A 23,232-nucleotide genomic window follows, 5' to 3' on the forward strand; every position below is an offset into this window, starting at 1 on the left:
GGTCTTTCTGTCAGTTCTGGTCGATTGTGCGATCACGCTCTTGCAGGGCGCGAATACGCATCCGCTGTGCGGCTTGAATGTGAGCGCGCATTTCTGTCTCTGCTGTCGCTCCGTCTCGTGCCTTCAGTGCCGTCATGACACGTCGATGCTCAGTCACGGCTGCCTCGGCACGATCACCATCCAACAGTTGTGAAGGGCCCAGGATCAGGAGAGCCTTTTGAAGTGACAACATCGATTTTGCGAGAAATCGGTTCTTGGCAGCGTCCAGTAGCGTGGCATGAAAAATACGATTGATCTGCGCCGCGTCCGGCCCTGTACCTGCTTCAGCCAGACGATCATTCAGAACTTCCAGCTCATCCATCTCTACATCCGACGCCGCCCTCGCAGCCAACCTCGCTGCGGTGCCTTCAAGCACAGCACGCATCTCATACAGCTCCATGACCTCGGCATAATCCAGGCTGCGAACCGTAGCGCCCTGTCTCGGGACATGCGTGACAAGCCCGTCTGCCTCAAGCTGCCGGATCGCCTCACGCACTGGTGTGCGGCTGACACCCAGCCGCTCGGACAACTCAATTTCCCGCAGCCGATCCCCTGGCAGCAAGGCACCGGCTCGAATCTCGTCCAGCATCCGTTGATACGCAGAATTCCCTTGTGGGCCCGGCTGAATCTGGTCGTCCTGGAAGGTCATGGCACTCACACTTGCATATTGCGTCCAATTGTATACACTTGGATACATAGCGAGTCAACCGAAACGGAAACCCCATTTTGTCCGCCCAAAAAAAACAGGTGTTGCAGAGGTTGTTCACCATCAGTCTTGCGGTATTGGGCACACTGGTGTTTTGGGCGCTGGACCTGCCTTTGCCGTTCTTGTTTGGCCCGATGTCCGCCTGCCTGATCGCAGCATTGGCCCATGCTCCACTTAAAGGGTTCGGTCAGGTTTCAGTCGGAGCCCGTACAATCCTTGGCGTCGCTGTGGGTGCTTCGATCACACCTGCATTATTTGCGGAGCTGCCGAAGATGGCGGCGTCGATCATGCTGGTCCCGTTCTTCATCATCCTGATCGGGCTAGTTGGCGTGCCATTTTTTCGCAAGATCTGGGGATTTGACGACAAAACCGCGTTTTATGCGGCGATGCCCGGCGGGTTACAGGATATGGTCATCTTTGGCACCGAAGCTGGTGCGAACCCACGGACTTTGTCATTGATTCATGGCACACGCGTTCTGATCATTGTCACATTGGCACCCTTGTTTCTAACGGTGTTTTACGGCGCCGAGCTGACGAACCCCATTGGTGAACCCGCACGCGATTTGCCGATTCACGAACTGTTATTGATGATCATGGCAGCGATCGCTGGATGGAAGGGGGGAGAGAAAATTGGACTGTTTGGCGCGTCTATTCTTGGCCCTATGATCCTGACTGCTGCCTTGTCGCTTTCGGATCTCATACATTCACGACCGCCGCGTGAGGCGATTCTCATGGCCCAGTTCTTCATCGGTTGCGGAATTGGCGTTCAGTTCGTGGGTGTGACGCTGGCAGAATTACGGCGGATTGTTGCAGCAGGCGTCGCATACGTGGTCGTGCTGGCTATTCTTGCGGCAGCTTTCACAGCGGTTGTCACAACGCTTGGGCTTGGCCACCCGGTCGAAGCTTTCCTCGCCTTTGCTCCGGGCGGTCAGGCAGAAATGACAGTGCTGGCTATCGTTTCCGGTGCAGATCTGGGCTTTGTGATCAGCCACCACCTGACACGGATTGTGCTGGTGATCATCGGCGCACCAATTGTTGCCAATCTCATTTTGCGCTGGTCCAAACCTCGGGATTGATCATATGGGTCGGTGCTCCTTTCGCATAGGCGATGACCTGATCGAAGATGTCCGCGAACTGCAGGTCGAACTCGTCTTCTGTGACAAAGCCGATATGGGGCGTCGCAATCAAGTTTGAATGAGACAACAGCGGGTCGCTGGGCTCAGTCATCGGTTCCGTGTCAAATACATCAATTGCTGCTTTACCTGGATGCCCGGCATTGAGCGCGTCAAGCAGTGCACCGGGAGCGATCAATCCGGCTCGCGAAGTGTTCACGAAAAGAGATGCGGGTTGCATGGCTGCAAAATCGACCGGAGTGATTATACCCATTGTTTCCGGTTTGAGTCGTACGTGCACAGAAACGACGTCACTTTCTGAAAAGAAGGCTTGGCGATTGCGGGCGACACATGCACCATCTCCTTTCGCCCGCGATCTCCCCTCTTCAGACGACCACCAAACGACTTTCATTCCAAACGCCTCGGCATAACCCGCAACTGCGCGCGCAATTCGGCCGTAGCCGTACAGGCCCAACTGCCGACCCCTTAGCGTTTTGCCGACACCTGCCTGCCATCGTCCAGCTTTGGCCGACGCCATCTGAGCCGGCAAATCGCGCATCCCCGCCATGATCAAAGCCCAAGTCAACTCGGCCGCAGCATAAGAAGGTGTGCCGCTATGCATGTTCGAACACAGCAGGACGCCGTGATCTGTACAAGCTTGCACATCCACGTGCGGATATACGCTTCGCTGACTGATAAGCTTTAAATTCGGCAGATTCTCGAGCAGGTCGCGGGTAACCTTTGTTCGCTCACGAAAGAGAACGAGCACGTCCGCATCCTGAAGGCGCGTGGCAAGCTGAAACGTGTCTTCGACGTGATCTGTCCAAACTGTAACATCCTGGCCAGATAGCTTCGCAAAACAAGGCAAGTTGCGCAGGGTGTCAAACCAATCATCAAGAATGTGCACCTTCATCGGCTTTCGGTGCCCCGCCCTAGTTCCAGCTTCCTGGGTGTTGGTACGAAATGCGGAGCCTCAAGTGCCGCCAGCGCATTGCGAACACGCTGGCTCTGGTCCAGCAAATAGTTGAATTGCTCGTCACATCCGGCGATTGGTGTCGGGTATTCCGCTATGTCGCGCCGCAATGCGGCCAGAGCCAACTTAAGTTCCTGCCGGGCAATGTCGATGCATTCAGAATACGTGTCCATTGTGGCCTCCCAAACTGTATACCAAGGTATACTATTTTCAGGGAATCCGATCAATGCCCGCCCCACACGCTGCGCGGCACATAAATTTGCCCATCTGCAAGCTTACGCGCCGTACGAACCAAACCTGCCGCATTCAGGACAAACCCATTGTCGGTTTCATAGTCCACAAGGACGTCAATTTTTCCAGATGCGTGCTCCAGTATGACTTCGGCTGGGCGTGAATCCATTCGATCCAGAAGGCCATCTGCGACAGTTCCCGGAGTTAGGGCACACGACGCCATGCATTGAGCACCGGTGACCGCCATTGTCGGGTGCGTTTTCCACGGCATGAAGTACCGCACCGCAACGGTCCCACCGTCTTTGGCTGGCGCCAACAATCCGAACTTCGGTGTCACGGATTGCGAGACATCGCCCATACCCATCAAATGCCCTGCTTCGATCCGCACGGTTTCCATACGTTCAAAGAAACTTCGGTTGGCATCCAGTTCTTCGGCGCTCTCATGGCCTGTCAAACCAAAATCCGCAGCGCGCGCAATAGCCATGGGCATCGCGACATCCATGCAGGTTAATTCAATCCCTTGAATAGTGTTGCGCAGCTTTCCAGTGGGTAAAAAGGCGCCCGTGGATGACCCTACAACCCCCATGAAGCTCAGTTGCACCGGTGCCGCATGCCCCGGAACCCCCGCAATCTCAGTGTTGCCATCATAAGTCAGGTCACCACCCGGGGTCTGCACCTTGGCCACGACTTGTGCGCCTGTGTTGACTGCACGAATACGAATTTCGGTCTCGTCGCCTTGCGGCTCAATCAAACCCATTTCGATTGCCGCCGGACCGACCCCAGAAAGTATATTCCCGCAGGTAGGTTTGAAATCGACAAGCTTGTCTTCCACTGAAACCTGCGCAAAGAAATAGTCGATATCGGCCCAGTCGTCGTCGCTGACAGACAGCATAGCAACTTTTGTCGTAACTGCCGCACCACCACCGATCCCATCGATGTTAAGTGGATGCCCGGCCCCAAGGGCTGCGATCAGTACTTCAGTCAGAGTTTCCAGATCGTCCGGTAGAGCGGGTCGATGAAAATACGGACCGCGCGAGGTGCCTCCGCGTATGAAAACATAAGGGATTGCTGTTTGTGTCACCGCGTAACCTCCGTGATGAGCTTTATGTGAACTTCGGTGATTTCACGCGCCTCAAGTCCGCCATGCAGATCGCGATGTCGCGTTTCTGGCACGGTTAGAGCGGTGCCCACAGATGAGGGAATAAGATCAGCGGCGGTGGCATATACATGCAATTCATCGCAGGCGATGCGGGGATACTCGGCCGCTATGGACCGGGTACAGTCCAGGAAAAACTCGTCAAACAAACGCATTGCGTTTGTTTCGTGGAACGCTGTCACATGTTGAGCTGAACAAGTTTCCGCGAGATCGAACGATTTATTCGACGGCACATCCACCCCAAACCCTGTCATGACTGGGCAGAGATTGTCGTGCAACTCCAATTCCTTGCGCTGGACGCCCGAAGGGTTACGGCTGCCTTTCTCTACCGGCGGATAATCGTTGTGATTAACGGATCCAAGAATAAAGCCATCTTCCGCTTTTGCGGCAGCGACAACAGAGTTCGGAATTGTCGACCGGTTCGCCGCCAGAGCCGCGATACCTAATTCCTGATGCTCGATCTCGAGGTCCCGGCACAGGTTGGGTTTGGCCGCATGCGGAAACGCCAGTGATGCGGCCGTGATTTCTGGACCTGCGCCGTCACCTTCGAGGCAGCGCAACTTGAGGGGATCACTCATTTCAGGGGCCACGGCAAGCTCACCATGTCCTGCAGCAGCCCTGGAGGGAAGTCCCGGTTCAACGCACCCGCCATGAAGCACATGAATCCGATGCCACAGGCAGTCAGGATCAGCGTCATCTGCCAGCTGGATCCGGCGCGAACACGGAGGAACCCGATCAGGAATCCGATCAGAGCGAGGATAAAGCCCACGACCCAAGTGGCCGCAATCAGCGCTGCAAACCAAGCCAATGTAGACCAGAGACCATGGGGTGCACTGGCGTCTTCACCAGCGACTTCCTTGTCGGCGAAGATCGCATCGCCTTCAGGCCGCCGCATCATCTGGATCAGCAGGATCACACAACAAAGCAGCGAAACGCCTCCGATCACCAGCGGTATGATCTTGTCAGTCATGTTGTAATCGGGGATCGCATTAGCGTTGACCAGGGCGACAATCAGATACGCCATAAGCGACAATAGGAAAATCAATGGCGCGCGTTTGCTGCCTGACTGCACATCGCCCTCGGCCATTATCATTTTTGCCTGGCGAATGCCCAGAATGACTGAGATGACGGTGACGACGATAAGCACGATTACGATGGGGCTGAAAACGTACTCCATTCCCTCTTCAAAGCTCTTGCGGAAACGGAACGATGCGATCTGGAAAGCTTGGTTCGTGAATTTTTCCACCGGGTTTGAAAGCACGAAGCCGATCAGAAAGGCCGGACGCGACCAATCAAAGCGGCGTAGGAAAATGCCAATCAACCCGATGACAAAAAGGGCCAGCAAATCTTCGAAGTTCTGACCCGATTGAAAGGCAGCGAAACTGATCAGCATGAACAGGAACGGCGCCAGATACGTGAAACGGATTGTGGTCAGCTTTGCGATACCGCCCGAGGCTGCAATACAAAGAATTGTGCCGACGACATTGGCCAGAGCCAACAGCCAGACAATCGAATACGTGATGTCGAGATTGTCCTGAAGCATGCTCGGTCCGACTTCAATATCGCCTGACCCCAGCAGGGCAACCGCACCAATAAAGATCGCCATCGAACCCGACCCGGGAATACCGAACAGAAGCGTTGGCACCAGACCACCGCCTTCCTTCGCATTGTTCGAACTTTCCGGGCCGATCACACCACGGACTTCGCCGCTGCCGAAATTGCTCTTGTCTCTGGTTGATTGAACGGTGTGACCATAAGCGATCCAGTCGACGACCGATCCTCCCAGCCCAGGTATGACGCCGACGACTACGCCAATGATTGAACACCTAACTGAAAGCCAGATATTGGCGAACCAGTCTTTGACGCCGTCCAACCAACCGGCTCCAAGTGAAGCCCCTTTGGCAATTGAACGATCCTGCCTAAGCAGCGAGACGATTTCAGGCACGGCGAAAATGCCTAAACCCACGATGACGAGCTTCAACCCATCCGTGAGGTATGGAATGTCATAGGTCGCCATACGCAGCGATCCGCCGGCATCCGCCTCGCCGATTGTTCCGACCATCAAGCCAAGTCCGGCAGCCGCTACTCCTTTCAGCGGAATGCGACCAGCGAGAATGGCAACCATTGAAAGGCCCAGGATTGTGATCATCAACATCTCTGGCAGACCGAATGCCAGGACAATCGGCCTTGCGACCAGAATAAACATTGTCAGGAAAGTTGCGCCGACCAGCCCGCCAAACAATGATGACGCAAAGGCCGCTGACAGGGCCCGCGCGGCCTCACCTTTTTTGGCCATCGGGAACCCATCCAGGACAGTGGCCTGAGAAGCCGAGCTGCCCGGTATGCCCATCAGAACCGACGCGAACGTATCGGATGTCGGAACAACCGCGACCATCCCGATCATCAACGCCAGACCCAGGATTGGGTCCATTCCAAACATGAAAGGCAGCAACAGGGACAATCCTGCAATACCACCGAGCCCCGGAAAAACCCCAACGGCTAGCCCCATGACGACTCCGAGAACCAGATAACCCAGAACAACAGGTTGCAGGATCAGACTCCACGCATCACCAAGCGCAGGAAGAGCTGTGGCGAAAACCTCCATAGCGGCCGCCTTTCATATCTTTTGATATTATTTGAAAAGAGCGCGCCCTGAGTTCAGGGCACGCGCCGTGAGCGTTCGGCTCAGTTTAATTCCACGCCATAAGCTTCTTTGAGCCAGTTCAGGACATAGGCCTTGGCATTGTCATCAACGTTGGTCGCAGTCTGCAGTGCGGCTTTAGAGCCATCACCGACAAACACGGGGTATTTACCTACGCGCTTAGATGAAATCTCGCCAAAATCCGCGCGCTCTGTGACAGCCTGGAATGCAGCTGTGTATGTATCGACGACGTCCTGAGGTGTGTCGCCCGGAAGGAATGCAAGTTTCTGAACAGGGAAACCGGCGACGAAGAACGCCTTCCAAGCGTCCCAAGCCTCGCCGCTGGTTTCGCAACCGTCAGTGGCTTCGCAAACTTCCTTGAATGTCGGGATCTCTGGAAATGTCGGGTCGCGAACGATGTTGCCATCCGCGTCCAGGGCGCCCCAAGTCATCATTGGTACGGCTTGGCCCGCTTCGACCAGAGGCACTGAGCCTCCCAGGTAGCCGGACGAAGTCTGGTAGTCGATATTGGCCTCACCACGCTCGAACATCAGACGGCCGTCACCCCGACCTTTGATACCGAAGACCGGTTCTACATTCATACCCAGCATTTGCCAGGCCAGCAGCGGCACCAGGTCAAGACGGGTTGCCCCCTGCGAACCATAGATAAAACTGGTGTCTTTGAGCCCGTTTGCAGAGCCATCAAATTTGGCGCCATCTTCAGGGTTGATATAAGCAACACCACCCGTCCCCGATGCCATAACCGGTATCCAGTCATTATATTCGTAACGCACGCGCGGGTCGCTCAGAAGGTAAGGAAATTGAGTCGATCCGGACGTCCCGAACAGTAGGGTTCCATCCTCATGATTTTGCTCTTGGAACCAGTTTGCGCCTTTGGTCGACCCGGCACCCGGCATGAATTTCACGACAACGGTCGGTTGGCCCGGTAGCGCCTCGGACAGAAGCGGGGCAAAGAAATTTGCCCATTTTGCTGAACCCCCTGTTTCCGAGAACGGAATGACCCATTCGACGGTCTTGCCCGAGAAATCGACCTCAGCGGCTGCGGGCGCGGCGAGACCTGCGGCGGCGATCAGCCCCACGACGGCACGGCGGGTGAAGTTGGAATTGGTCATTGGTTCCTCCCTGTTGACCAAACAACCACGACGGTGCCTTTCGCGCCACCGTGATCGCAAATGAAACTGTGGGGTTGATTCCCCCTCCCATCTGGCAATCATGAGGGGCCAACCTTGCGTGAAACTTGCGGGAGCACGGATGCGGATCGTCATCATCGAGGACAACGAAACCCTTGCCAACGCCATTGCCTATCGCCTGCGGGATCGAGGGCATTCTGCGGATGTCCTGCACGATGGCGATCAGGCGGACACGTTCCTGATGCACGAAGGCGCCGATCTGATTGTGCTGGACATCAACCTGCCCGGCCGTTCAGGGCTGAATATCCTGCATGCGCTGCGTCAGCGCGGCGAAAGCACACCAGTCATCCTGTTGACAGCACGGTCAGAAACAAGCGACCGGGTCACCGGGCTGGATATGGGCGCCGACGACTACCTGGTCAAACCTTTCGAGATGGACGAACTCGAAGCGCGCATTCGAGCTCTGTCACGCCGCAAAGACCTTGACTACGGTGTGCGAGAACAAGTGGGTGGGCTGGAATTTGACCGTGCCAACCGTCAGGTCAGTTCGCAGGGTACGGTTCTTGACGTTCCACGACGCGAGATGGCGGTGCTGGAATGCCTACTGGAACGGCGCGGTCGCATTGTGTCCAAAGGTCAACTGACCGATCATGTGTACGGCGTTGGTGCAGATGTGGACGACACGGCGGTTGAACCGCATGTCTCTCGTTTGCGTAAGCGGCTGAAGGAATTCGGCATCGGGATCAAAACCGCGCGCGGGCTGGGCTATCTGCTCGAGGTACAGAAGTGATCAGGTCCAGATCACTCAGACTGCGTCTTTTTCTTCTTATTTTGACGCCATTGGTGTTGCTGTCGGTGGTATTAGGCTTCTGGCGCGTCATGGTGGCACAAAACACGACCGAAGAGCTTTTTGACGACAGCCTGCTGGCGGCAGGTCTCGCGATTTCGCGCGACGTGGCAATATCTGGCGGCGATGCTCTGTTACCGTCGACGCGCAACATGATCCGCGACGCCTCTGGAGGCGAAGTTTTTTATCACGTCACGGGACCCGGAGGATACTACGTTACGGGATATGCCTACCCGCCCGTGTCCGGGGCCAGTGAATCTCAGGACCCATACAAACCCGATTTTTTCGAAGCGATCTACCGCAACGAACCTGTCCGCGTCCTCCGAATGACCGAGCGCGTCACTTTGGACAATCTGGTGGGTGATGCGACAGTCACCGTGTGGCAACTGATGGCTGACCGCCAATCCTTCGCCAATCAATTGTCGATACGCGCCGCAATCCTGATGGGTGCACTATTAATAACCCTTGCTCTTGTCGTGTGGTTCGGCGTTAAACGCGGCCTGCGTCCCCTGCTCGACTTGCAGAGCGCAATTGCTTTGCGTTCGCCGGATGATCTCAGCGTAATCCGGCGGCCTGTCCCATCCGAGGTAGAGGGCGTCGTAAGAACACTGAACAGATTGTTCGGCCAGGTGGAAAAGAGTATCAGCGACCACCAAACCTTCATCTCAGAAGCTGCACATCAGCTGCGCAACCCGGCGGCGGCCGTGCAATCAATGGCCGAAGCATTGCGGGATGCAACTACCGATGATGACAAAGACAAGCGCATCGCCGAACTGGTAAGGGCCGCGAAGAACTCGGCAACCGTCGCCGAGCAGCTATTGTCCCTTGAGCGGCTCAGACAGCCATCCCATCAAGACCGCTTGGAAGAAGTGGATTTCTGCAGAGTTGTCGAAGAGGTCTGCGCAGATATGGGTGTACAGGTTCTTGCCATGGGCGTCGAATTCGACGTGTCGATACCGGCTGAGAGGATACTTGTGCCTGGCGATAGAGTATTTCTGAGCGAGGCGATTAAGAACCTGTTGGACAACTCATTGAAACATGGCGGCGAGCCCCTTAGCAAAATTTCAGTAGTGTTGACTGGTGACCCGGATCGCGCATCAGTTACGATAACAGATGACGGCAGAGGCCTTTTACCAGAACAAAGTGAAATGGCATTTCGTCGCTTCACTCAGCTGGACCATTCAGCAGGCAGTGGACTTGGGCTTTCAATCGCTTTGGCCGTTGCGCAACGCCACAATGGCCAACTGTCAATTAACAACGTTTCCAAAGGCGCAAGTCTGACGCTCAGCCTTCCTCGCCGGTTGTGATTTGCACCTTATTACGACGCTCAGCCTCATTGGCAGGCTGAATATCCTAACTTGTTCCGTTTGTCGTAAGCCACGACCCGAGAGCCGGAGCATAGTTGACGCAAGAAGTCATCGCTAAGACCGCAGGGTTTGCAGGCTGCCCGCACTCAGATTCCCGACCTAACGTCCAAACCGCAGATGGCGCACCTCATTTTTCTTTCTTTTGGAGTTTCAAACCAACGGAACCAGCTAGTCAGCGGATACCAGCGCCCGCCCGTTTTCATCAAAGAAATGTAGTTTTTCCGAAGGAAATTGCAGGCCAATCCTAGCCCCAGGCTCAAGATTCGTATCCCCGTTAAGGCGAACCGTTACTTTCTCCTCCACACCACAATCAACGATCAGAAACGTGTCTGCCCCCAGATATTCGAAAACCTCGATGACACCATCGCTTTGACCTTCACCAGCCGCGACCACGCCGATATGCTCGGGTCGAATGCCGAGATCAGTGGCTTCACCGGGCAGAGCGAAATCACCACTACCACCTTGTTTTAGGCTGTACCTGCCATTTTGTGTCGTGCATGGCAGGATGTTCATTTTCGGGCTGCCAATGAACTGTGCCACAAATAGATTGGCGGGGCTTTCGTAAAGCTGACGAGGCGTACCCACCTGCGCAATCTTACCAAATTCCAGAACGACGATCCGATCGGCAAGTGTCATTGCCTCAACCTGATCATGCGTCACGTAAATCATCGTGCGCTTCAGATTCTGATGCAGCTTTGCAATTTCGTAGCGCATCTCGACGCGAAGAGCCGCATCAAGATTCGAGAGCGGCTCGTCAAATAGAAAAGCCGTGGGGTCACGCACGATAGAACGACCAATGGCAACCCGTTGCCGCTGCCCGCCGGAAAGATCTTTCGGTCGTCGTTCCAGAAATGGTCCCAGCTTAAGGACATCGGCCGCCTTATTGACCTGCTCGTTTATTTCCGTTTTCTGGACACCAGCAACCTTGAGCGAAAAGCCCATGTTTTCGGCAACGGTCAGATGTGGGTAAAGCGCATAGGATTGAAACACCATTGTCAGCCCTCGCTTGGAGGGTGGATGATCCGTAACATCGTTGCCGTTGATCAATAATGCCCCCCGCGAGATGTCTTCGAGACCCCCGATCATGCGCAACAGAGTAGATTTTCCGCATCCTGATGGGCCGACAAAAACAACAAATTCTCCCTCTTCAATCTTGAGATCGATGCCTTTGATGACCTGCGCAGAGCCAAACCATTTTTCGACGGACTTAAGTTCAATGCTGCCCATTAGTTCCTCCCTGCCCAGTGAAGCCAGACCGCGGCTGTCCAGGTGAATGCATTGCCCCCGGCGGGGTTTCCAGAAATGGGGTCGAAATACTCTGCAAACCCGTAGATCGAGATCAGATCTGCGGTCTTTCGGCGAAGCTCTTCTACTTGTTGCACGTGGCCCATTTCGGCCAATCCGAACGCAATCATCATGTTCATGAAGGCCCATGTCGGACCGCGCCAATATCTGCGCGCATCAAAATTCGGCATGGACGTATCGTAGCTTGGAACTGGATAGGGAACGGTTGCCAATACCGATTGCAAACGCTCCAGCATCTTCGCGGATTCAATACCCGCGTACCAACACAGGTATGAAGCGTTCGAGATGCTGCCGGCCCATTCCCCTGTGTGTGCGTCGCGGGAGTCGAAAAAGCCCAGATCCTCGTTCCAAAGTGAATGTGCACCTTGTTCGAGTTTTGAGATATCAATGCTCAAAGTGCCTGCATCCAGACCAAGGTGTTCGCTGATTGCCAGCAAGTCCCTCGCGGCGCGAAGCGTTGTGAATGTCATCGTCGGATCGGCTACACGAAACGGATTCCGGGATAAAAGAGCCTGCTGATCCCATTTTACCTGCCGGCCGATCTGAACCAGTTTGATGTAGCGATCATAGTCGAACTTTGTCGGTCGATCTTCACTGTTCACGTGACTTGTATCGCGGCGTTGATACTCACCCACATCAGAGGCATCCATCCGCGCCATCGCCTTGTCCCAATCGGGCGCATTGTCACGACCTGCCTCCCAAGGATGGGTTGTGCAGACAGCCCCCTGATCATCAAGGCGCCATTTCATGATCCAACGGTGCCATGCCAACATTTTAGGAAACAGTGCCCGAAGGCGCGCGTCACCAACCTCGGTATCCTGCTCCCAGATCTTACGCGCCATCGTCGCGGCAATGGGGGGTTGGATGATACCGGAGGACGGGATTGGACCGCTGCAGCCCCAGACATCCGGACCGGGATAGTACCCGTCGTCCTGCTGGTGGAACAAGATATGCGGCACCATGCCGTCATCCCATTGGCCGGTAAACAGCGTTTCGATTTCAGTCCAGGCGCGGTTGATGTCAAACTCGGCAAAGCCAAGCGCGGCGATCGCACTATCCCAGTTCCATTGATACGGATACAACCCCTCGGTCGGGATAGTGTAACCACCGCGATCATTGGCAATCAGGATATTGCGCGCTTCGCGGTCTGGATTCGTATGCTGGTTCATCTGTGTCATCCTTTGACGGACCCCGCAGTCAGGCCCTTTGTCATGAAACGTTCAAGCCCCAGAAACAGCGCCATGATCGGGACGGTGGCTATGACGGCACCCGCCATCAGGTGCTGACGGGGAATTTCTGAGGAATTCAGCATCGTGACGCCTCGGGTCAGGGTAAATTTCGACGGGTCATCCAGCAGCATGAAGGCCAGCAGGAATTCATTCCAGGCGATCATGAAGACATATAGCGACACCGAGGCCAGCGCCGGCAGGCTGAGTGGCAAGGTGATCTTCCAGATCACGGCAAGGCGCGACAGGCCATCCATAAGGCCGGCCTCTTCCACTTCGGTTGGCAGGCCGCGAAAGTAACCCTGCAGCATATAAAGCGCCACCGGGATCGTCGTGACCGGGTAGATCATTACGATACCCAGGATCGAGTTGCGCAGCCCAGTCAACGAGAAGGCAATATAGATCGGCAGCGCCAGAACAATCATCGGCACCATGTAGATCAACAGGATCGAGCGCGAGAACGCCTTTTGCCCCTGGAACCGGAACCGAGCCACCGCATAGGCCCCAGGTACGCTGAACAGCAGTGTTATGAATACCGTCAGGACCGAAACATAGAACGAAGTCCACAGGTACGTTCCGAAATTGAAGTCGCGAAACAGCTCGGTATAGCTGCGGAACAGAGCTGTTCCCTGACTAAAGTCGACCGAGAAATCGAGCGGGTTCTGCAACAAAGCCTGCTGAGATTTCAAGCTGGTCATCACCATCACATAGAATGGGATGACCACGATTGCGGTGAAGAAGATGTAGCCGAAGCCGGTGCAAAAGCGGATCACCGCGTCTTCGAACTCATGCCGAGTCAGTTCCCCGAAAGGTACCTCTTTGAGGATTTCAGCCATAGAAACCTGCATAACGGCTGCGATCGCAATTACCGTGATTAGTGTCGCCTGAACCGAGGTTTCGGGTCCGATCAATACTGGGCCGAACCCAGTCAGACATGACAGGCCAGCTAACGCGGCTACGCCAAGTCGCACCGGCGCATATCGGGCCGGGAACCGGACAGAAGTCAGACCGATAATCGCGCCCCACAACGGGCTCATCAAAACTTGTGGGCGGAATGCCGCGCCGGTGGCAAAAGACATGGTGACCGCGACGGTTGTGGCAATCACCACCAGCCACAGCGCGCCCAGAACCGGCCCAGTTACAAAGCCATTGCGCATCACAAACCCTCCTCACGGCTGATGAACCGAAAGAAGACAAAGCTGAACGCAATCAGGCACAACAAGATCACGACGGCCACAGCGGCGCCGGCACCGATATTCGAGATCGCGAAGGCCTGTTCATAGACATTCACGGTCAAAGTGCGAGTGCCTGCATTGCCGCCAGTCAGCAGGAAAATGTCGTCGAACTTGTTGAACGTCCAAATGAAGCGCAACAGGAACAATACCGATAGGATGCCCAACAATTGCGGAATGCTCAGCAGCCAGAACTTTTGAAATGGAGAGGCACCATCCATATCTGCGGCCTCGTACATGCTCGAGTCGATGGACTGCATCCGCGCCAGGATGAACAGGAACGACAGTGGAAAATAGCGCCATATCTCGAAGACTGTGACCATGATCAGCGCCAGTGGACGTTCACCGAAAAAGTTGATCGGGTCGCTGCTTAGCCCCATTTGAACCAACAATGCATTAGCCGAGCCTGAAAACGGATCAAACAGCGTGACCCAGGTGAATGCAACGGCGATGACCGGAGCAACATAGGGGAAAAGGTAGAGACCGCGGATGACCCCCTGCCCCCTGAAGCTTTTGTTCAGCAGCAAGGCCGCGAACAACCCCATAACCAAAGCCCCGATGGTGCCAAAGACGGTATAGAACAAAGTAACCCACAGAACGCCCCAGAATTCCGAGCCATCAAAGACGCGTGCAAAGTTCTCAAGGCTGAATTCGAAATTGGTCAGTATGCTGGGGCCACTGCCAGTAAGTGTCGGTTCCGACCCCTCAACCAACTCCTCGAAGGTGTCAGTGTCGCCATCAATTGCAACCGGAATACGGATGCGTTCGCGTTGACCGCCCTCGAGACTGCCGAAGTCGCAGAACAGGTTCCGACCCTCCAACTGGCAAGGTGCCACTATTTCTGCTGTTGGCGTCACGCCCTCTGGAAGTGTGTCGCTGATGGTTACGCCCGCGATGGCAATCTCCTGACTCGAGTTGCGCAAGCGGTACTCGATCCGCAAGTCATCCCCCGATCCACGCAAGCTTTCGCGAACAACTGGTGCAGGCGGACGCAGGTCGGACAGGGTAAAGGGCTTGAAGCTAATCCAGATGATGGCAAACAGGGGCAGGATCACCACAAGTGACACGCTGATCACGGTCGGAGCCAGAAGCGCCCATGCCAAACGTGCCTCGCGTTTCGCAAGCGCTCCCGTGCCGGTCGGGGGAATGGCCGAAGACATGGGATACCTCAAAGGGTTGGGGCAGCGGCGCGAACGCCGCCGCGTGAAAAACGGGCCGGGTTTACTGAACCTTGGCGAGTTCTTCGTTCATCGCAGCAACAGCGGCGGCAGCGTCGACTTCATCATCAATGTACTGGCGGACAACGCGGTTGATCGCCTGGCTGTTAATCATTTTAGACGCCAGCGAGAGCTGACCTTCGGTCACACCCCAGCGCTGAGCAACATCCAGACCACCGACAATTTCGTCGATCATCGTCTGGTCATAGAGTTCGCCCAGAGGCGCCTTGCGGTCTACGCCAACAGGCAGTTCTGCCCAGGCCTCGGAGAATGCGGTCGGGTTGTCGGCATTACCACGACGAACCGGGAATTTGCCTTCGGGCGCGATGGCCAATGTTTGGGTATAGCCCTGATCCATGGCGTATTTGACGAAATCAATGGCCGCGTCGGTATCTGCATCATTGGTAATGCCAAAGTACCGTACGTCACCCCAAGCCGCGCCATCAGGGTTGGACGGGCCTGAAAAGTTGGTCACAATCCCCGTCTTGGCGGCCAGGTCGCGCGAAGTAGGGTCGTCGTTGATCGTTGGCGGAGCGCTGTCGCGCAGACCAGCCAACTCGTCCAGAATGAACGGGGACCAGATGATCATCGCGGCCTTGCCGTCGAAGTACAACTCGCGTGACTGTTTCCAATACAGCTCACCCGGAGGCGATGCTTTGGCAATGGCCTTGTAGAAGTCCAGGACTTCAGCGGTCTTTGCCTCGTCAAGCGGTTGGAATCCGTCCGGACCGACCGGGCTGACGCCGTTCGCAAGAAAGACGTGTTCCAGCACCTGACTCATAAAGTTCTCGTCCACTTTTGTGGCAGCAACGAAACCGTACATCTCCGGTGGGTTGTGCAACGCCTCAAGCGCAGCCTCGACTGCAGCAAAGGAATTGGGCGCGTCCAACCCGTTTTCGTCAAACAAATCCTTGCGGTAGACGACCATTTGGGTCCAGCCGTCAACGGGTACAGAAGCCGTTTCGCCGTTAAATGCTGCCATGGCCAACGCGCCGGGCGCAAATGTGTCGGCGCCAAGGTCCTCGACCACTTCGGTTGCTGCTTCGGTGTCCAAAATCCCTGCTTCTGCCCACGGCAATGCATACTGCAACGGGTGATAAACCACATCCGGCAAATCACCGGCCGCAAAGGCCGCTGTTGCGCGTGTACCGAGATCGGTTTCAGTAACCGGGATTACCTCAACAGATGTTCCGGTTTCCGCTTTGAACTGGTCCGCCATTTCCTGTTGCTTTGCCAGTCGCTCGGGCTGTTCCTCGGTCGTCCAAAACCGAATTGTATCCGCCTGAGCGGACACGGCTGTCAAAATCAGCGCCAGAGATGTTCCAAGCATCAGTCTGGACGCGTTATGTGTAAGGTTCATAGTCGGTCTCCTCCCCGCTAATGATCATTGAATTGTTCAGCCTTTCGCGCCAGTTCCTCGGGTGTAAGCTGCGGTGGCCCATCAGATTCACCCTCGATTAGGACAGCGTCGCTGAGTTCGCGTAAGTTTGCAGGCTCTTCGCCTCGTGTCTGGCGGATAAGCAGCGTGGCAAGGCGTTCGCCTGCCCGCTGAGAGTCTACACTGAAGGTTGTCAGCCTCGGATTGACGTATTGGCATTCAGGGATGCCGTCATATCCGATGACGGAAACGTCATGTCCGATTTCGAGACCCAGGTTAGCGCAAACCGGATAACAACCCAGTGCTGCCAAATCAGTCGCAAATACTATGGCAGTCGGTGGGTGTTTCAGCTTCAATAGCGCCTTTGCTTCCACTGCCCCTTCTTCGCGCGTACGCGCACCATCCCGAACCAACTTTGAATCGACAGGTAAGCCGGCGGATCGCAATCCTTCGACATAACCGTCACGGCGCAGGTGGCTATAGTTGAACTTCGGATCGCTTCCGACATAACCGATGCGGCTATGGCCAAAACTGACCAAACGATCGACCGCATTACGGATTGCCGTTTCTCCGGAGATATCAAACCAGGATGTGTCATCCTGAGGATCCAATTGCCCATATCCTGTCCGACCGTAGAGGATAAAAGGAACCTTCAACTCCCTAAGGTATTCGACACGCGCGTCGCTAACTTCTGTCCGAGGCAGGATGAACCCGTCAGCCTTGCGTTCTTCTACAAGTCGCCCCAACACCGTGAGCATGTCCTTTTCGGACTTTGCTGTAGATATCGTCATGGTCCAATCAAATGAACTTGCCGCTTCACAGGCGCCCGCAAGAAAGTCCTGAAGAAACGGATTGTGCCGGTCTGGTTCTTCGCTGTTGATGACCATGGCAATGGCCCGCACTTTGCCTGTTCTAATAGCCTGCGCGTGGCTCAGCGGCCGATAGCCCATCTTCCGCGCGGTGGTCTCTACTCTCTTTCGCGTTGCATCCGAAATGTCCGAGTATCCGTTCAATGCGCGGGACACAGTACTCTTTGACAAACCAAGATGGTCCGCCAGTTCGTCCAGCTTCACCCTCTGGGCAACAGAGGTTCGCCGGAGTGGTGTTTCGTGTTTCTGCATCTTGGGATTCGCCATCATTTGTTCATTTGTTCGTTCCGAAACCGGTTTCGGCAACAAAAAAATCAAACGAACGCTTCAACCCAACAAATCGCGGCGCTTAAGTAAAAGTGCATTTGGATCGAATTGCGACCTGCCCCGCATAGCTGACAGTCGGCCAGACCCGTCCTTTGATCTGGTTCGCGTTGGCTTTTCGATCCCGGAGAGAACTATTGTTTTTCGGCGGGCTCCGAGCTCCACCTCTAGCAGATTTGATGCAGAAAACCCTGAAATGAAGTCCTCGGCATTGCGCGAAACGTGAAGCAAGTCAAAATAGTCAATCGCGATGGGCTTGACTATAACGTCCAACTGATCAACCGAGAGTATCTGCACCGTCAAGGCCGGTCTCGATGTCCGTGACCAACCCGTCAGTCAACAACCGTATCCAACGATACTCCTTCTTTCATAGGGCAAAGGGCTGTGTCGTTTTCTGAAAGCGCACGAACACTTAATAAGATCATCACCTAGGAGTAGACCAGCATTCCAGGTCTTCAGAAAATGGCCGGATATCTCCAATATGTGCACTGACCCAATCCGGGTCATAGTAGGTGTCCAGATATCGGTCACCACTGTCACACAGCAGCGAGACGATCGACCCCTTCTGGTTGTTACGCATCATCTCATTGGCGGTCTGGAGTGTCCCCCAAAGGTTGGTCCCGGTTGAGGCACCTGGCCGCCGGCCAATCTGTTTTTCCAGCCAAAGCATCGTGGCCACACTCGCCGCATCGGGTACTTTGATCATCCGGTCAATGACATCCGGTTGGAAGGAATTTTCGACTTTGGGTCGACCAATACCTTCAATCCTGCTGGACCGGTCTGACGTCAGAGTTCGATCTCCGGTCTGGTAGCTGTCGTAGAACACAGAATTTTCAGGATCGACGACCGTCAGGGCAGTATCGAATCCACGGTACCGGAGGTACCGGCCCAGCGTGGCTGAAGTTCCGCCGGTGCCTGCGCTCATCACCAGCGTCGTTGGTACAGGATGCGGCTCGCATTCCATCTGCCGGAAAATGCTTTCGGCAATGTTATTGTTACCACGCCAATCAGTCGCGCGCTCGGCATAGGTAAACTGATCCATAAAGTACCCGCCGATAGAATTTGCCAGTTCGACCGATGTACCGTGCATTTCGGGCGCCGTGTCCACGAAATGCGTTTGACCACCATAAAACTCAATCAGTCGAATTTTGCTGTGAGCTGTACTTTTGGGGATGACTGCGATGAATGGCACACCGATCATGCGTGCAAAATAGGCTTCGGAAACCGCCGTACTGCCCGAAGATGCCTCAATGATCGTCGTGCCTTCTTTGATCTTGCCGTTGCACAAGGCGTAAAGGAAAAGAGACCGGGCTAGCCTGTGTTTCAGGCTACCGGTCGGATGGGTGCTTTCATCCTTTAGGTAGATATCCACTCCATCCAGGTTTGGAACCGACAGCTTGAACAGGTGCGTATCCGCTGACCTGTGTGCGTCTGCGTTGATCTTGGTGATAGCACCCACGACCCATTTGTCCATTTTTCCCTCGGTTTTGTGTCTTGTCATTTGTCCAACTATGCGCCCGCCCACCTGCACATGGCAAATGGGCGGGACTTGACGGAAAGGGTCAACCGCAGCACCCGCTCGTATTGGATTGTGAGGGCTCGCCTGGTGGTTCGTTCAGATTGGCTCCGCGCCCCAGCCAGGTCCGTTCAGCCAAATAAAAGTCCGAGAACCTTTGATGAAAGTCTTCCGGCACTGACTTCACGGGGATGCCGCTGTTCAACAGAGTTTGCTGCCAGGCTTTTACCTTCGGGTAATTGGTGAGCATGTCGTAACCACTGTGCTTCTCAACAATGGCCGCGCGATGCAACAGTGGCAACCAGGCGATATCCACGTTCCCCAAAGTTTTGCCTGAGAAAAAAGGGCCGTGTCCCAATTGACGTTCTGCCTTGTCAAAGGACTTGCCGAGTTTCGCCATACGTTCGTCAAACAGGTCTTTGTCTGCGCTCTGCATTGTACTGCACTGCGTCAGATAGTGTTTGGTGGCTTGATAGCTCCATGCCCGATTTATCGCGCGTTGCTCCGGTGTCAAACCATCCTGTAGCGGGGCAGTGACTTCATCTATATATTCTACAATCGCGTCTGACTCGAACAGCGGTCGACCGCTCGCGGTTATCAGCAGTGGCACCTGGCCTGTAGGGGACATGTCCAGAAACCACTCGGGCTTGTTCTTCAGGTCAATATATTCAATATCATAGGGAATCTGCTTGGCCTCCAGCAATGCTGTAACGCGCTGAACGAATGGGCAGATTTTGAAACTAACGATCTTGATCATGTCTGTGGTCCTTCTTGGTTGATCTGACTTGTAAGACGAGCGTCGACGCGAAAAGACGAACCTTTCAGGAAAAAAATCGCTGATATTGTTGTTTGTTTTGAAGACGCACACGGAACTCAAGGAACCTGTACCAATGAAACAAGCGAACCCGGATCTTGAGAGAATATGGTCAGAGTACCGCACCAGTTTGCTGGCATTCCTTCGTTCGAAGGTATCCAACCCTGATGACGCTGACGATTTGCTTCAGAGTATCCTGCTAAAAACTCACAAGGGCATCAGCGACCTCGACAAAGTCGAAAACTTGAAAGCATGGCTTTTTCAGATCGCGAACAACACAATCACTGACTTCTATCGGAGCAACGGGCGTTCTGCAGCGATTCACCCAGAAGATCTGTGGTACGACGATCTGAGTAAGAGCGACCAACATGTCCTGGAAAACTGTGTTGTCCCATTCATTGACGCACTGCCGCCTGGTATGGGTCAATTGTTACACCGGATAGATATGCAAGGCGTATCGCAAAAGGACTATGCGGCAGAGCTTGGCGTAAGCTACTCAACTCTCAAGTCCCAAGTCCAAGCCAGCCGGCGACAATTGCGTAAGCTCTTTGAAAACTGCTGCGACTTTTCAGTGGATGCAAGGGGCAATATCGTGGACTACCAACGCAAAGAAACCGGTTGCGACGACTGCTGAGTCGTCCATGGCAGACCCTCTCTCGGCTTACACCAAAGTAAGGATCGGGCCGAGCCCCCCCTTTTGCGACAATTGATACTGCGCCAGCATTCCAGTTCCGAGATTAGTGAAACCGTTCAGCGTCATCAGTCGTAGTGTTGAATGTGTGGATTATCCAAAAAATCCTTGCAGAAAAGTGAACTGGCAATTCGGCCATTGCAACACGTGTATGGTTTACACGTTCTTCAAAACGCAATCGCCGTAATTTGGTTGGACACGTGATACTGGCATTGTATTGCCCCGGTTAGTGCAATAGTTTCCCCGCCTATGTTCATACGCCAAATCACATCGGCGCTTTTGGTTGGTATTCTAGTCATCTTGACCGGGATCGGCGGCGTTGCGCACGCTTTGTCAAACGATTGCGTTGGCGCACATTGTGATGAACATATCTCCGCGTCGGTCGATGGCCTTCATGTGGGGCTCAACCACGGCAATCAAAACGAGCCCAACAGCGCAGATCACGACGAGTGCAACCCGTCTTTGTGCCACGTATTGGCAGTTACCCCTCAGAGTCCAGATGCGGTTCTGAACCTGATCGAGATTGATTTGGCTTTCCGTTTCCAGGCCCTCGCACATCGGACTGGCACAGATAATCCTTTTAAGCCGCCTAACTTTTGAACCGAATGAACTTCGCTGTTCACGAATGTGATCAGCTAAAAATGTGGTCGCTGAAAAATTGCGGCCTATTCCGTTTTCATTAGGTTGGGATCACTCCATGAACCGAAAAATCCTCATACTTGGCGCTTTCGCCGCGGCCGCCGCGGCTGCATACGCGGCCCTTCGCCCCGAACCCGCTAAGCTAATCACGCAATCCGCACCATCTGAAGACGGCGCCATGGTTGAAATTCAATTGCCAAGCATTGAAGGCAATGCCGCGATTGGCCAGCGCATCTTTGAAAATTCCTGTGCGTCCTGCCACGGAACCAACGCAGTTGGTAAAGAAGGAGTTGGACCACCGTTGATCCACATCATCTACGAACCAAACCATCACGCTGATGAGGCCTTTCAGCGTGCTGTCGCCGTGGGTGTCAGAAGCCATCACTGGCAATTTGGAGATATGCTGCCCGTAGAAGGCCTGACACGTGGTGACGTGGCCATGGTGATCGCATACATTCGTGAAATCCAGCGTGCCAACGGAATAAACTAAGGAAAACACCATGAAAAAGATCGTCGTATTTGCCTTGATGGTGGGGTTTGCCAGTGCCGCTTTTGCACATTCCAGTGTGGAAACAACAACACCAGCCGACGGTACAAAGATTGCGAATGCACCGAGTGAAATTGCTCTCAACTTTACGAAGAACATTCGTCTGACCCGAGTAGAGTTAGCCCATGAAGATGACCCACCTGTTCAACTCGATTTGATCGGTCAGACGAGCTTTGATCAGGTGTTCACGATACCTATTCAGGGACGCGGCGCTGGGACTTATCTCATTGAGTGGCGCGGTTTGGGTGAAGACGGCCACTTAATGTAGGGCGAATTCTCCTTTAACGTGGAATGAAAATGCCAGACCTCTGGGGAATGGCCGCGATCCTCGTGAAGACGATGCTTTATGTCGGCTTCGCGGGGTCGACGGGGCTTATGATCATCAGATGCGTGTATCCCGGCTTAGTGGCTCCGCAGTTTAGCCGAATGCGGAAGCTTGCCATCTTCCTGGCAGCGCTTGCGCTTACTGCGACAATCGTTGGGTTCATGTTGCGCGGAGCCGCATTGGCGGGTGAAATTCACGGTTTGACCGATCCGGAGATGCTTGGATTGCTGTGGCAAACCTCAGTTGGTGACGCCCTAATCTACCGTGTTGCTGGCTCTGCATTGATCATTGCGGGACTGTTCATCCCACGCTTTGGCCATTGGATCGCGCTTGCTGGCGGTATCTTGGCCCTATGGTCCTTTGTGCAGATAGGGCACGTTCCCGCGTTGGACCGTACCGGATTCCGTCTCCTCCTCCTGCTGCACCTTCTGGGTATAGCATTTTGGATTGGGGTCCTTGGCCCGCTGTGGGGTTTGTCTCGCCAGCCTGAGCAATCGGAAAACGCAGGGCTGCTGGGATACAGGTTCGGGCAAGCCGCTTCCCTGATAGTCCCGGCCCTGATCTTGGCAGGGCTTTGGATGGCCTGGTCACTATCGGGTACTCTGAATGCCCTCTTCCTGACTGGTTATGGTCAAGCTTTGTTGGTCAAAGTTCTGCTTGTGGCAGCGGTCCTGAGCTTGGCCGTTGTAAACAAGCTCCGTTTCGTTCCAGCCATACAGGCCGGAGAAGCCAAGGCGGCGCGTCAACTCGCGCGCTCGATCGAGATCGAAGCAGTAATTATTCTATTCGTACTGATCACGACATCGACGCTCACCAGCGTCCTGGCGCTTCCGATTTGAGAAACGTTGAATGTAGAATTAGCTCTTGCCTTTGCTATTGCTGCTTTGGTCCGGGTCTGAAATCCAATCATGGTAAGAAAGGCTGAG

General features: G+C 54.6%; 22 protein-coding genes. 7 read left to right on the forward strand and 15 right to left on the reverse strand.

Going from position 1 to position 23,232, the window contains the following annotated elements; all coding sequences use genetic code 11:
- Positions 1-10: 10 nt before the first annotated feature.
- Positions 11-688: a GntR family transcriptional regulator gene (locus AC2TDA_RS14380; protein ID WP_480877015.1), complete on the reverse strand. Its 678-nt coding sequence runs from the start codon at positions 686-688 to the stop codon at positions 11-13.
- 77 nt (positions 689-765) lie between these two features.
- Between AC2TDA_RS14380 and AC2TDA_RS14385 the strand changes: the two genes are divergently transcribed.
- The gene (locus AC2TDA_RS14385) at positions 766-1,821 is read left to right on the forward strand and encodes an AbrB family transcriptional regulator (RefSeq protein WP_480877018.1); all 1,056 of its coding nucleotides are present in this window, start codon (positions 766-768) and stop codon (positions 1,819-1,821) included.
- Here the strand turns inward: AC2TDA_RS14385 and AC2TDA_RS14390 are convergent.
- From AC2TDA_RS14390 to AC2TDA_RS14415, 6 genes are all read right to left on the reverse strand, one after another.
- A complete protein-coding gene (locus tag AC2TDA_RS14390; RefSeq protein WP_480877021.1) occupies positions 1,790-2,770 on the reverse strand; it encodes a D-2-hydroxyacid dehydrogenase family protein in 981 nt (326 codons plus the stop codon). The genes AC2TDA_RS14385 and AC2TDA_RS14390 overlap by 32 nt on opposite strands.
- Positions 2,767-3,003: a hypothetical protein gene (locus AC2TDA_RS14395; protein ID WP_480877024.1), complete on the reverse strand. Its 237-nt coding sequence runs from the start codon at positions 3,001-3,003 to the stop codon at positions 2,767-2,769. Before AC2TDA_RS14395 ends, AC2TDA_RS14390 begins: the two co-directional genes overlap by 4 nt.
- Before the next feature lie 50 nt (positions 3,004-3,053).
- The gene (locus AC2TDA_RS14400; protein ID WP_480877026.1) at positions 3,054-4,142 is read right to left on the reverse strand and encodes a 4-oxalomesaconate tautomerase; all 1,089 of its coding nucleotides are present in this window, start codon (positions 4,140-4,142) and stop codon (positions 3,054-3,056) included.
- Positions 4,139-4,795: an isocitrate/isopropylmalate family dehydrogenase gene (locus tag AC2TDA_RS14405; RefSeq protein ID WP_480877029.1), complete on the reverse strand. Its 657-nt coding sequence runs from the start codon at positions 4,793-4,795 to the stop codon at positions 4,139-4,141. The genes AC2TDA_RS14400 and AC2TDA_RS14405 overlap by 4 nt, the downstream gene beginning before the upstream one ends.
- Complete coding sequence (locus tag AC2TDA_RS14410) at positions 4,792-6,822, reverse strand: tripartite tricarboxylate transporter permease (protein ID WP_480877031.1); 2,031 nt, start codon at positions 6,820-6,822, stop codon at positions 4,792-4,794. Before AC2TDA_RS14410 ends, AC2TDA_RS14405 begins: the two co-directional genes overlap by 4 nt.
- A gap of 80 nt (positions 6,823-6,902) precedes the next feature.
- Entirely contained in the window at positions 6,903-7,991 is a 1,089-nt protein-coding gene (locus AC2TDA_RS14415) for a tricarboxylate transporter (protein WP_480849147.1), read from the reverse strand.
- A gap of 139 nt (positions 7,992-8,130) precedes the next feature.
- Between AC2TDA_RS14415 and AC2TDA_RS14420 the strand changes: the two genes are divergently transcribed.
- The gene (locus tag AC2TDA_RS14420; protein WP_480849148.1) at positions 8,131-8,799 is read left to right on the forward strand and encodes a response regulator transcription factor; all 669 of its coding nucleotides are present in this window, start codon (positions 8,131-8,133) and stop codon (positions 8,797-8,799) included.
- On the forward strand, positions 8,796-10,163 hold the full coding sequence (locus tag AC2TDA_RS14425) for a sensor histidine kinase (protein ID WP_480896864.1): 1,368 nt from the start codon (positions 8,796-8,798) through the stop codon (positions 10,161-10,163). The genes AC2TDA_RS14420 and AC2TDA_RS14425 overlap by 4 nt, the downstream gene beginning before the upstream one ends.
- Positions 10,164-10,391: 228 nt before the next feature.
- Here the strand turns inward: AC2TDA_RS14425 and AC2TDA_RS14430 are convergent, their stop codons facing one another.
- The 8 genes from AC2TDA_RS14430 to AC2TDA_RS14465 form a co-directional block, all read right to left on the reverse strand.
- Positions 10,392-11,450: an ABC transporter ATP-binding protein gene (locus tag AC2TDA_RS14430; RefSeq protein ID WP_480877034.1), complete on the reverse strand. Its 1,059-nt coding sequence runs from the start codon at positions 11,448-11,450 to the stop codon at positions 10,392-10,394.
- Entirely contained in the window at positions 11,450-12,697 is a 1,248-nt protein-coding gene (locus AC2TDA_RS14435; protein WP_480877037.1) for an MGH1-like glycoside hydrolase domain-containing protein, read from the reverse strand. Before AC2TDA_RS14435 ends, AC2TDA_RS14430 begins: the two co-directional genes overlap by 1 nt.
- Before the next feature lie 5 nt (positions 12,698-12,702).
- A complete protein-coding gene (locus AC2TDA_RS14440) occupies positions 12,703-13,911 on the reverse strand; it encodes a carbohydrate ABC transporter permease (RefSeq protein ID WP_480877040.1) in 1,209 nt (402 codons plus the stop codon).
- On the reverse strand, positions 13,911-15,146 hold the full coding sequence (locus AC2TDA_RS14445) for a carbohydrate ABC transporter permease (protein WP_480849155.1): 1,236 nt from the start codon (positions 15,144-15,146) through the stop codon (positions 13,911-13,913). Before AC2TDA_RS14445 ends, AC2TDA_RS14440 begins: the two co-directional genes overlap by 1 nt.
- 61 nt (positions 15,147-15,207) lie before the next feature.
- A complete protein-coding gene (locus AC2TDA_RS14450; RefSeq protein WP_480877043.1) occupies positions 15,208-16,563 on the reverse strand; it encodes an ABC transporter substrate-binding protein in 1,356 nt (451 codons plus the stop codon).
- A 17-nt stretch (positions 16,564-16,580) separates the two neighbouring features.
- On the reverse strand, positions 16,581-17,717 hold the full coding sequence (locus tag AC2TDA_RS14455) for a LacI family DNA-binding transcriptional regulator (RefSeq protein ID WP_480896865.1): 1,137 nt from the start codon (positions 17,715-17,717) through the stop codon (positions 16,581-16,583).
- A 481-nt stretch (positions 17,718-18,198) separates the two neighbouring features.
- Entirely contained in the window at positions 18,199-19,248 is a 1,050-nt protein-coding gene (locus tag AC2TDA_RS14460; RefSeq protein ID WP_480877049.1) for a PLP-dependent cysteine synthase family protein, read from the reverse strand.
- An 88-nt stretch (positions 19,249-19,336) separates the two neighbouring features.
- Complete coding sequence (locus AC2TDA_RS14465; RefSeq protein ID WP_480877052.1) at positions 19,337-20,158, reverse strand: glutathione S-transferase family protein; 822 nt, start codon at positions 20,156-20,158, stop codon at positions 19,337-19,339.
- A 22-nt stretch (positions 20,159-20,180) separates the two neighbouring features.
- On the opposite strand from AC2TDA_RS14465, the gene sigZ reads away from it, so the two are divergent.
- From sigZ to AC2TDA_RS14485, 4 genes are all read left to right on the forward strand, one after another.
- Complete coding sequence (sigZ, locus tag AC2TDA_RS14470; protein WP_480877055.1) at positions 20,181-20,738, forward strand: RNA polymerase sigma factor SigZ; 558 nt, start codon at positions 20,181-20,183, stop codon at positions 20,736-20,738.
- A 754-nt stretch (positions 20,739-21,492) separates the two neighbouring features.
- Entirely contained in the window at positions 21,493-21,924 is a 432-nt protein-coding gene (locus AC2TDA_RS14475; RefSeq protein WP_480849164.1) for a cytochrome c, read from the forward strand.
- 10 nt (positions 21,925-21,934) lie between these two features.
- On the forward strand, positions 21,935-22,249 hold the full coding sequence (locus AC2TDA_RS14480; protein WP_480877058.1) for a copper resistance CopC family protein: 315 nt from the start codon (positions 21,935-21,937) through the stop codon (positions 22,247-22,249).
- Positions 22,250-22,278: 29 nt separating this feature from the next.
- Positions 22,279-23,145 (forward strand): copper resistance D family protein, encoded by an 867-nt coding sequence (locus AC2TDA_RS14485; RefSeq protein WP_480877061.1) that lies wholly within the window; start codon positions 22,279-22,281, stop codon positions 23,143-23,145.
- The last annotated feature ends 87 nt before the right edge of the window (positions 23,146-23,232 follow it).

It is taken from the genome of Ruegeria sp. HKCCD6426 (assembly GCF_057221115.1).

Bases quoted from the DNA above. Each gene is read 5' to 3' on its own strand.
- AC2TDA_RS14380 (WP_480877015.1), bottom strand. From the start codon at position 688: ATGACCTTCCAGGACGACCAGATTCAGCCGGGCCCACAAGGGAATTCT.
- AC2TDA_RS14390 (WP_480877021.1), bottom strand. From the start codon at position 2,770: ATGAAGGTGCACATTCTTGATGATTGGTTTGACACCCTGCGCAACTTG.
- AC2TDA_RS14395 (WP_480877024.1), bottom strand. From the start codon at position 3,003: ATGGACACGTATTCTGAATGCATCGACATTGCCCGGCAGGAACTTAAG.
- AC2TDA_RS14405 (WP_480877029.1), bottom strand. From the start codon at position 4,795: ATGAGTGATCCCCTCAAGTTGCGCTGCCTCGAAGGTGACGGCGCAGGT.
- AC2TDA_RS14410 (WP_480877031.1), bottom strand. From the start codon at position 6,822: ATGGAGGTTTTCGCCACAGCTCTTCCTGCGCTTGGTGATGCGTGGAGT.
- AC2TDA_RS14415 (WP_480849147.1), bottom strand. From the start codon at position 7,991: ATGACCAATTCCAACTTCACCCGCCGTGCCGTCGTGGGGCTGATCGCC.
- AC2TDA_RS14420 (WP_480849148.1), top strand. From the start codon at position 8,131: ATGCGGATCGTCATCATCGAGGACAACGAAACCCTTGCCAACGCCATT.
- AC2TDA_RS14430 (WP_480877034.1), bottom strand. From the start codon at position 11,450: ATGGGCAGCATTGAACTTAAGTCCGTCGAAAAATGGTTTGGCTCTGCG.
- AC2TDA_RS14435 (WP_480877037.1), bottom strand. From the start codon at position 12,697: ATGAACCAGCATACGAATCCAGACCGCGAAGCGCGCAATATCCTGATT.
- AC2TDA_RS14440 (WP_480877040.1), bottom strand. From the start codon at position 13,911: ATGCGCAATGGCTTTGTAACTGGGCCGGTTCTGGGCGCGCTGTGGCTG.
- AC2TDA_RS14445 (WP_480849155.1), bottom strand. From the start codon at position 15,146: ATGTCTTCGGCCATTCCCCCGACCGGCACGGGAGCGCTTGCGAAACGC.
- AC2TDA_RS14450 (WP_480877043.1), bottom strand. From the start codon at position 16,563: ATGAACCTTACACATAACGCGTCCAGACTGATGCTTGGAACATCTCTG.
- AC2TDA_RS14455 (WP_480896865.1), bottom strand. From the start codon at position 17,717: ATGGCGAATCCCAAGATGCAGAAACACGAAACACCACTCCGGCGAACC.
- AC2TDA_RS14460 (WP_480877049.1), bottom strand. From the start codon at position 19,248: ATGGACAAATGGGTCGTGGGTGCTATCACCAAGATCAACGCAGACGCA.
- sigZ (WP_480877055.1), top strand. From the start codon at position 20,181: ATGAAACAAGCGAACCCGGATCTTGAGAGAATATGGTCAGAGTACCGC.
- AC2TDA_RS14475 (WP_480849164.1), top strand. From the start codon at position 21,493: ATGAACCGAAAAATCCTCATACTTGGCGCTTTCGCCGCGGCCGCCGCG.
- AC2TDA_RS14480 (WP_480877058.1), top strand. From the start codon at position 21,935: ATGAAAAAGATCGTCGTATTTGCCTTGATGGTGGGGTTTGCCAGTGCC.
- AC2TDA_RS14485 (WP_480877061.1), top strand. From the start codon at position 22,279: ATGCCAGACCTCTGGGGAATGGCCGCGATCCTCGTGAAGACGATGCTT.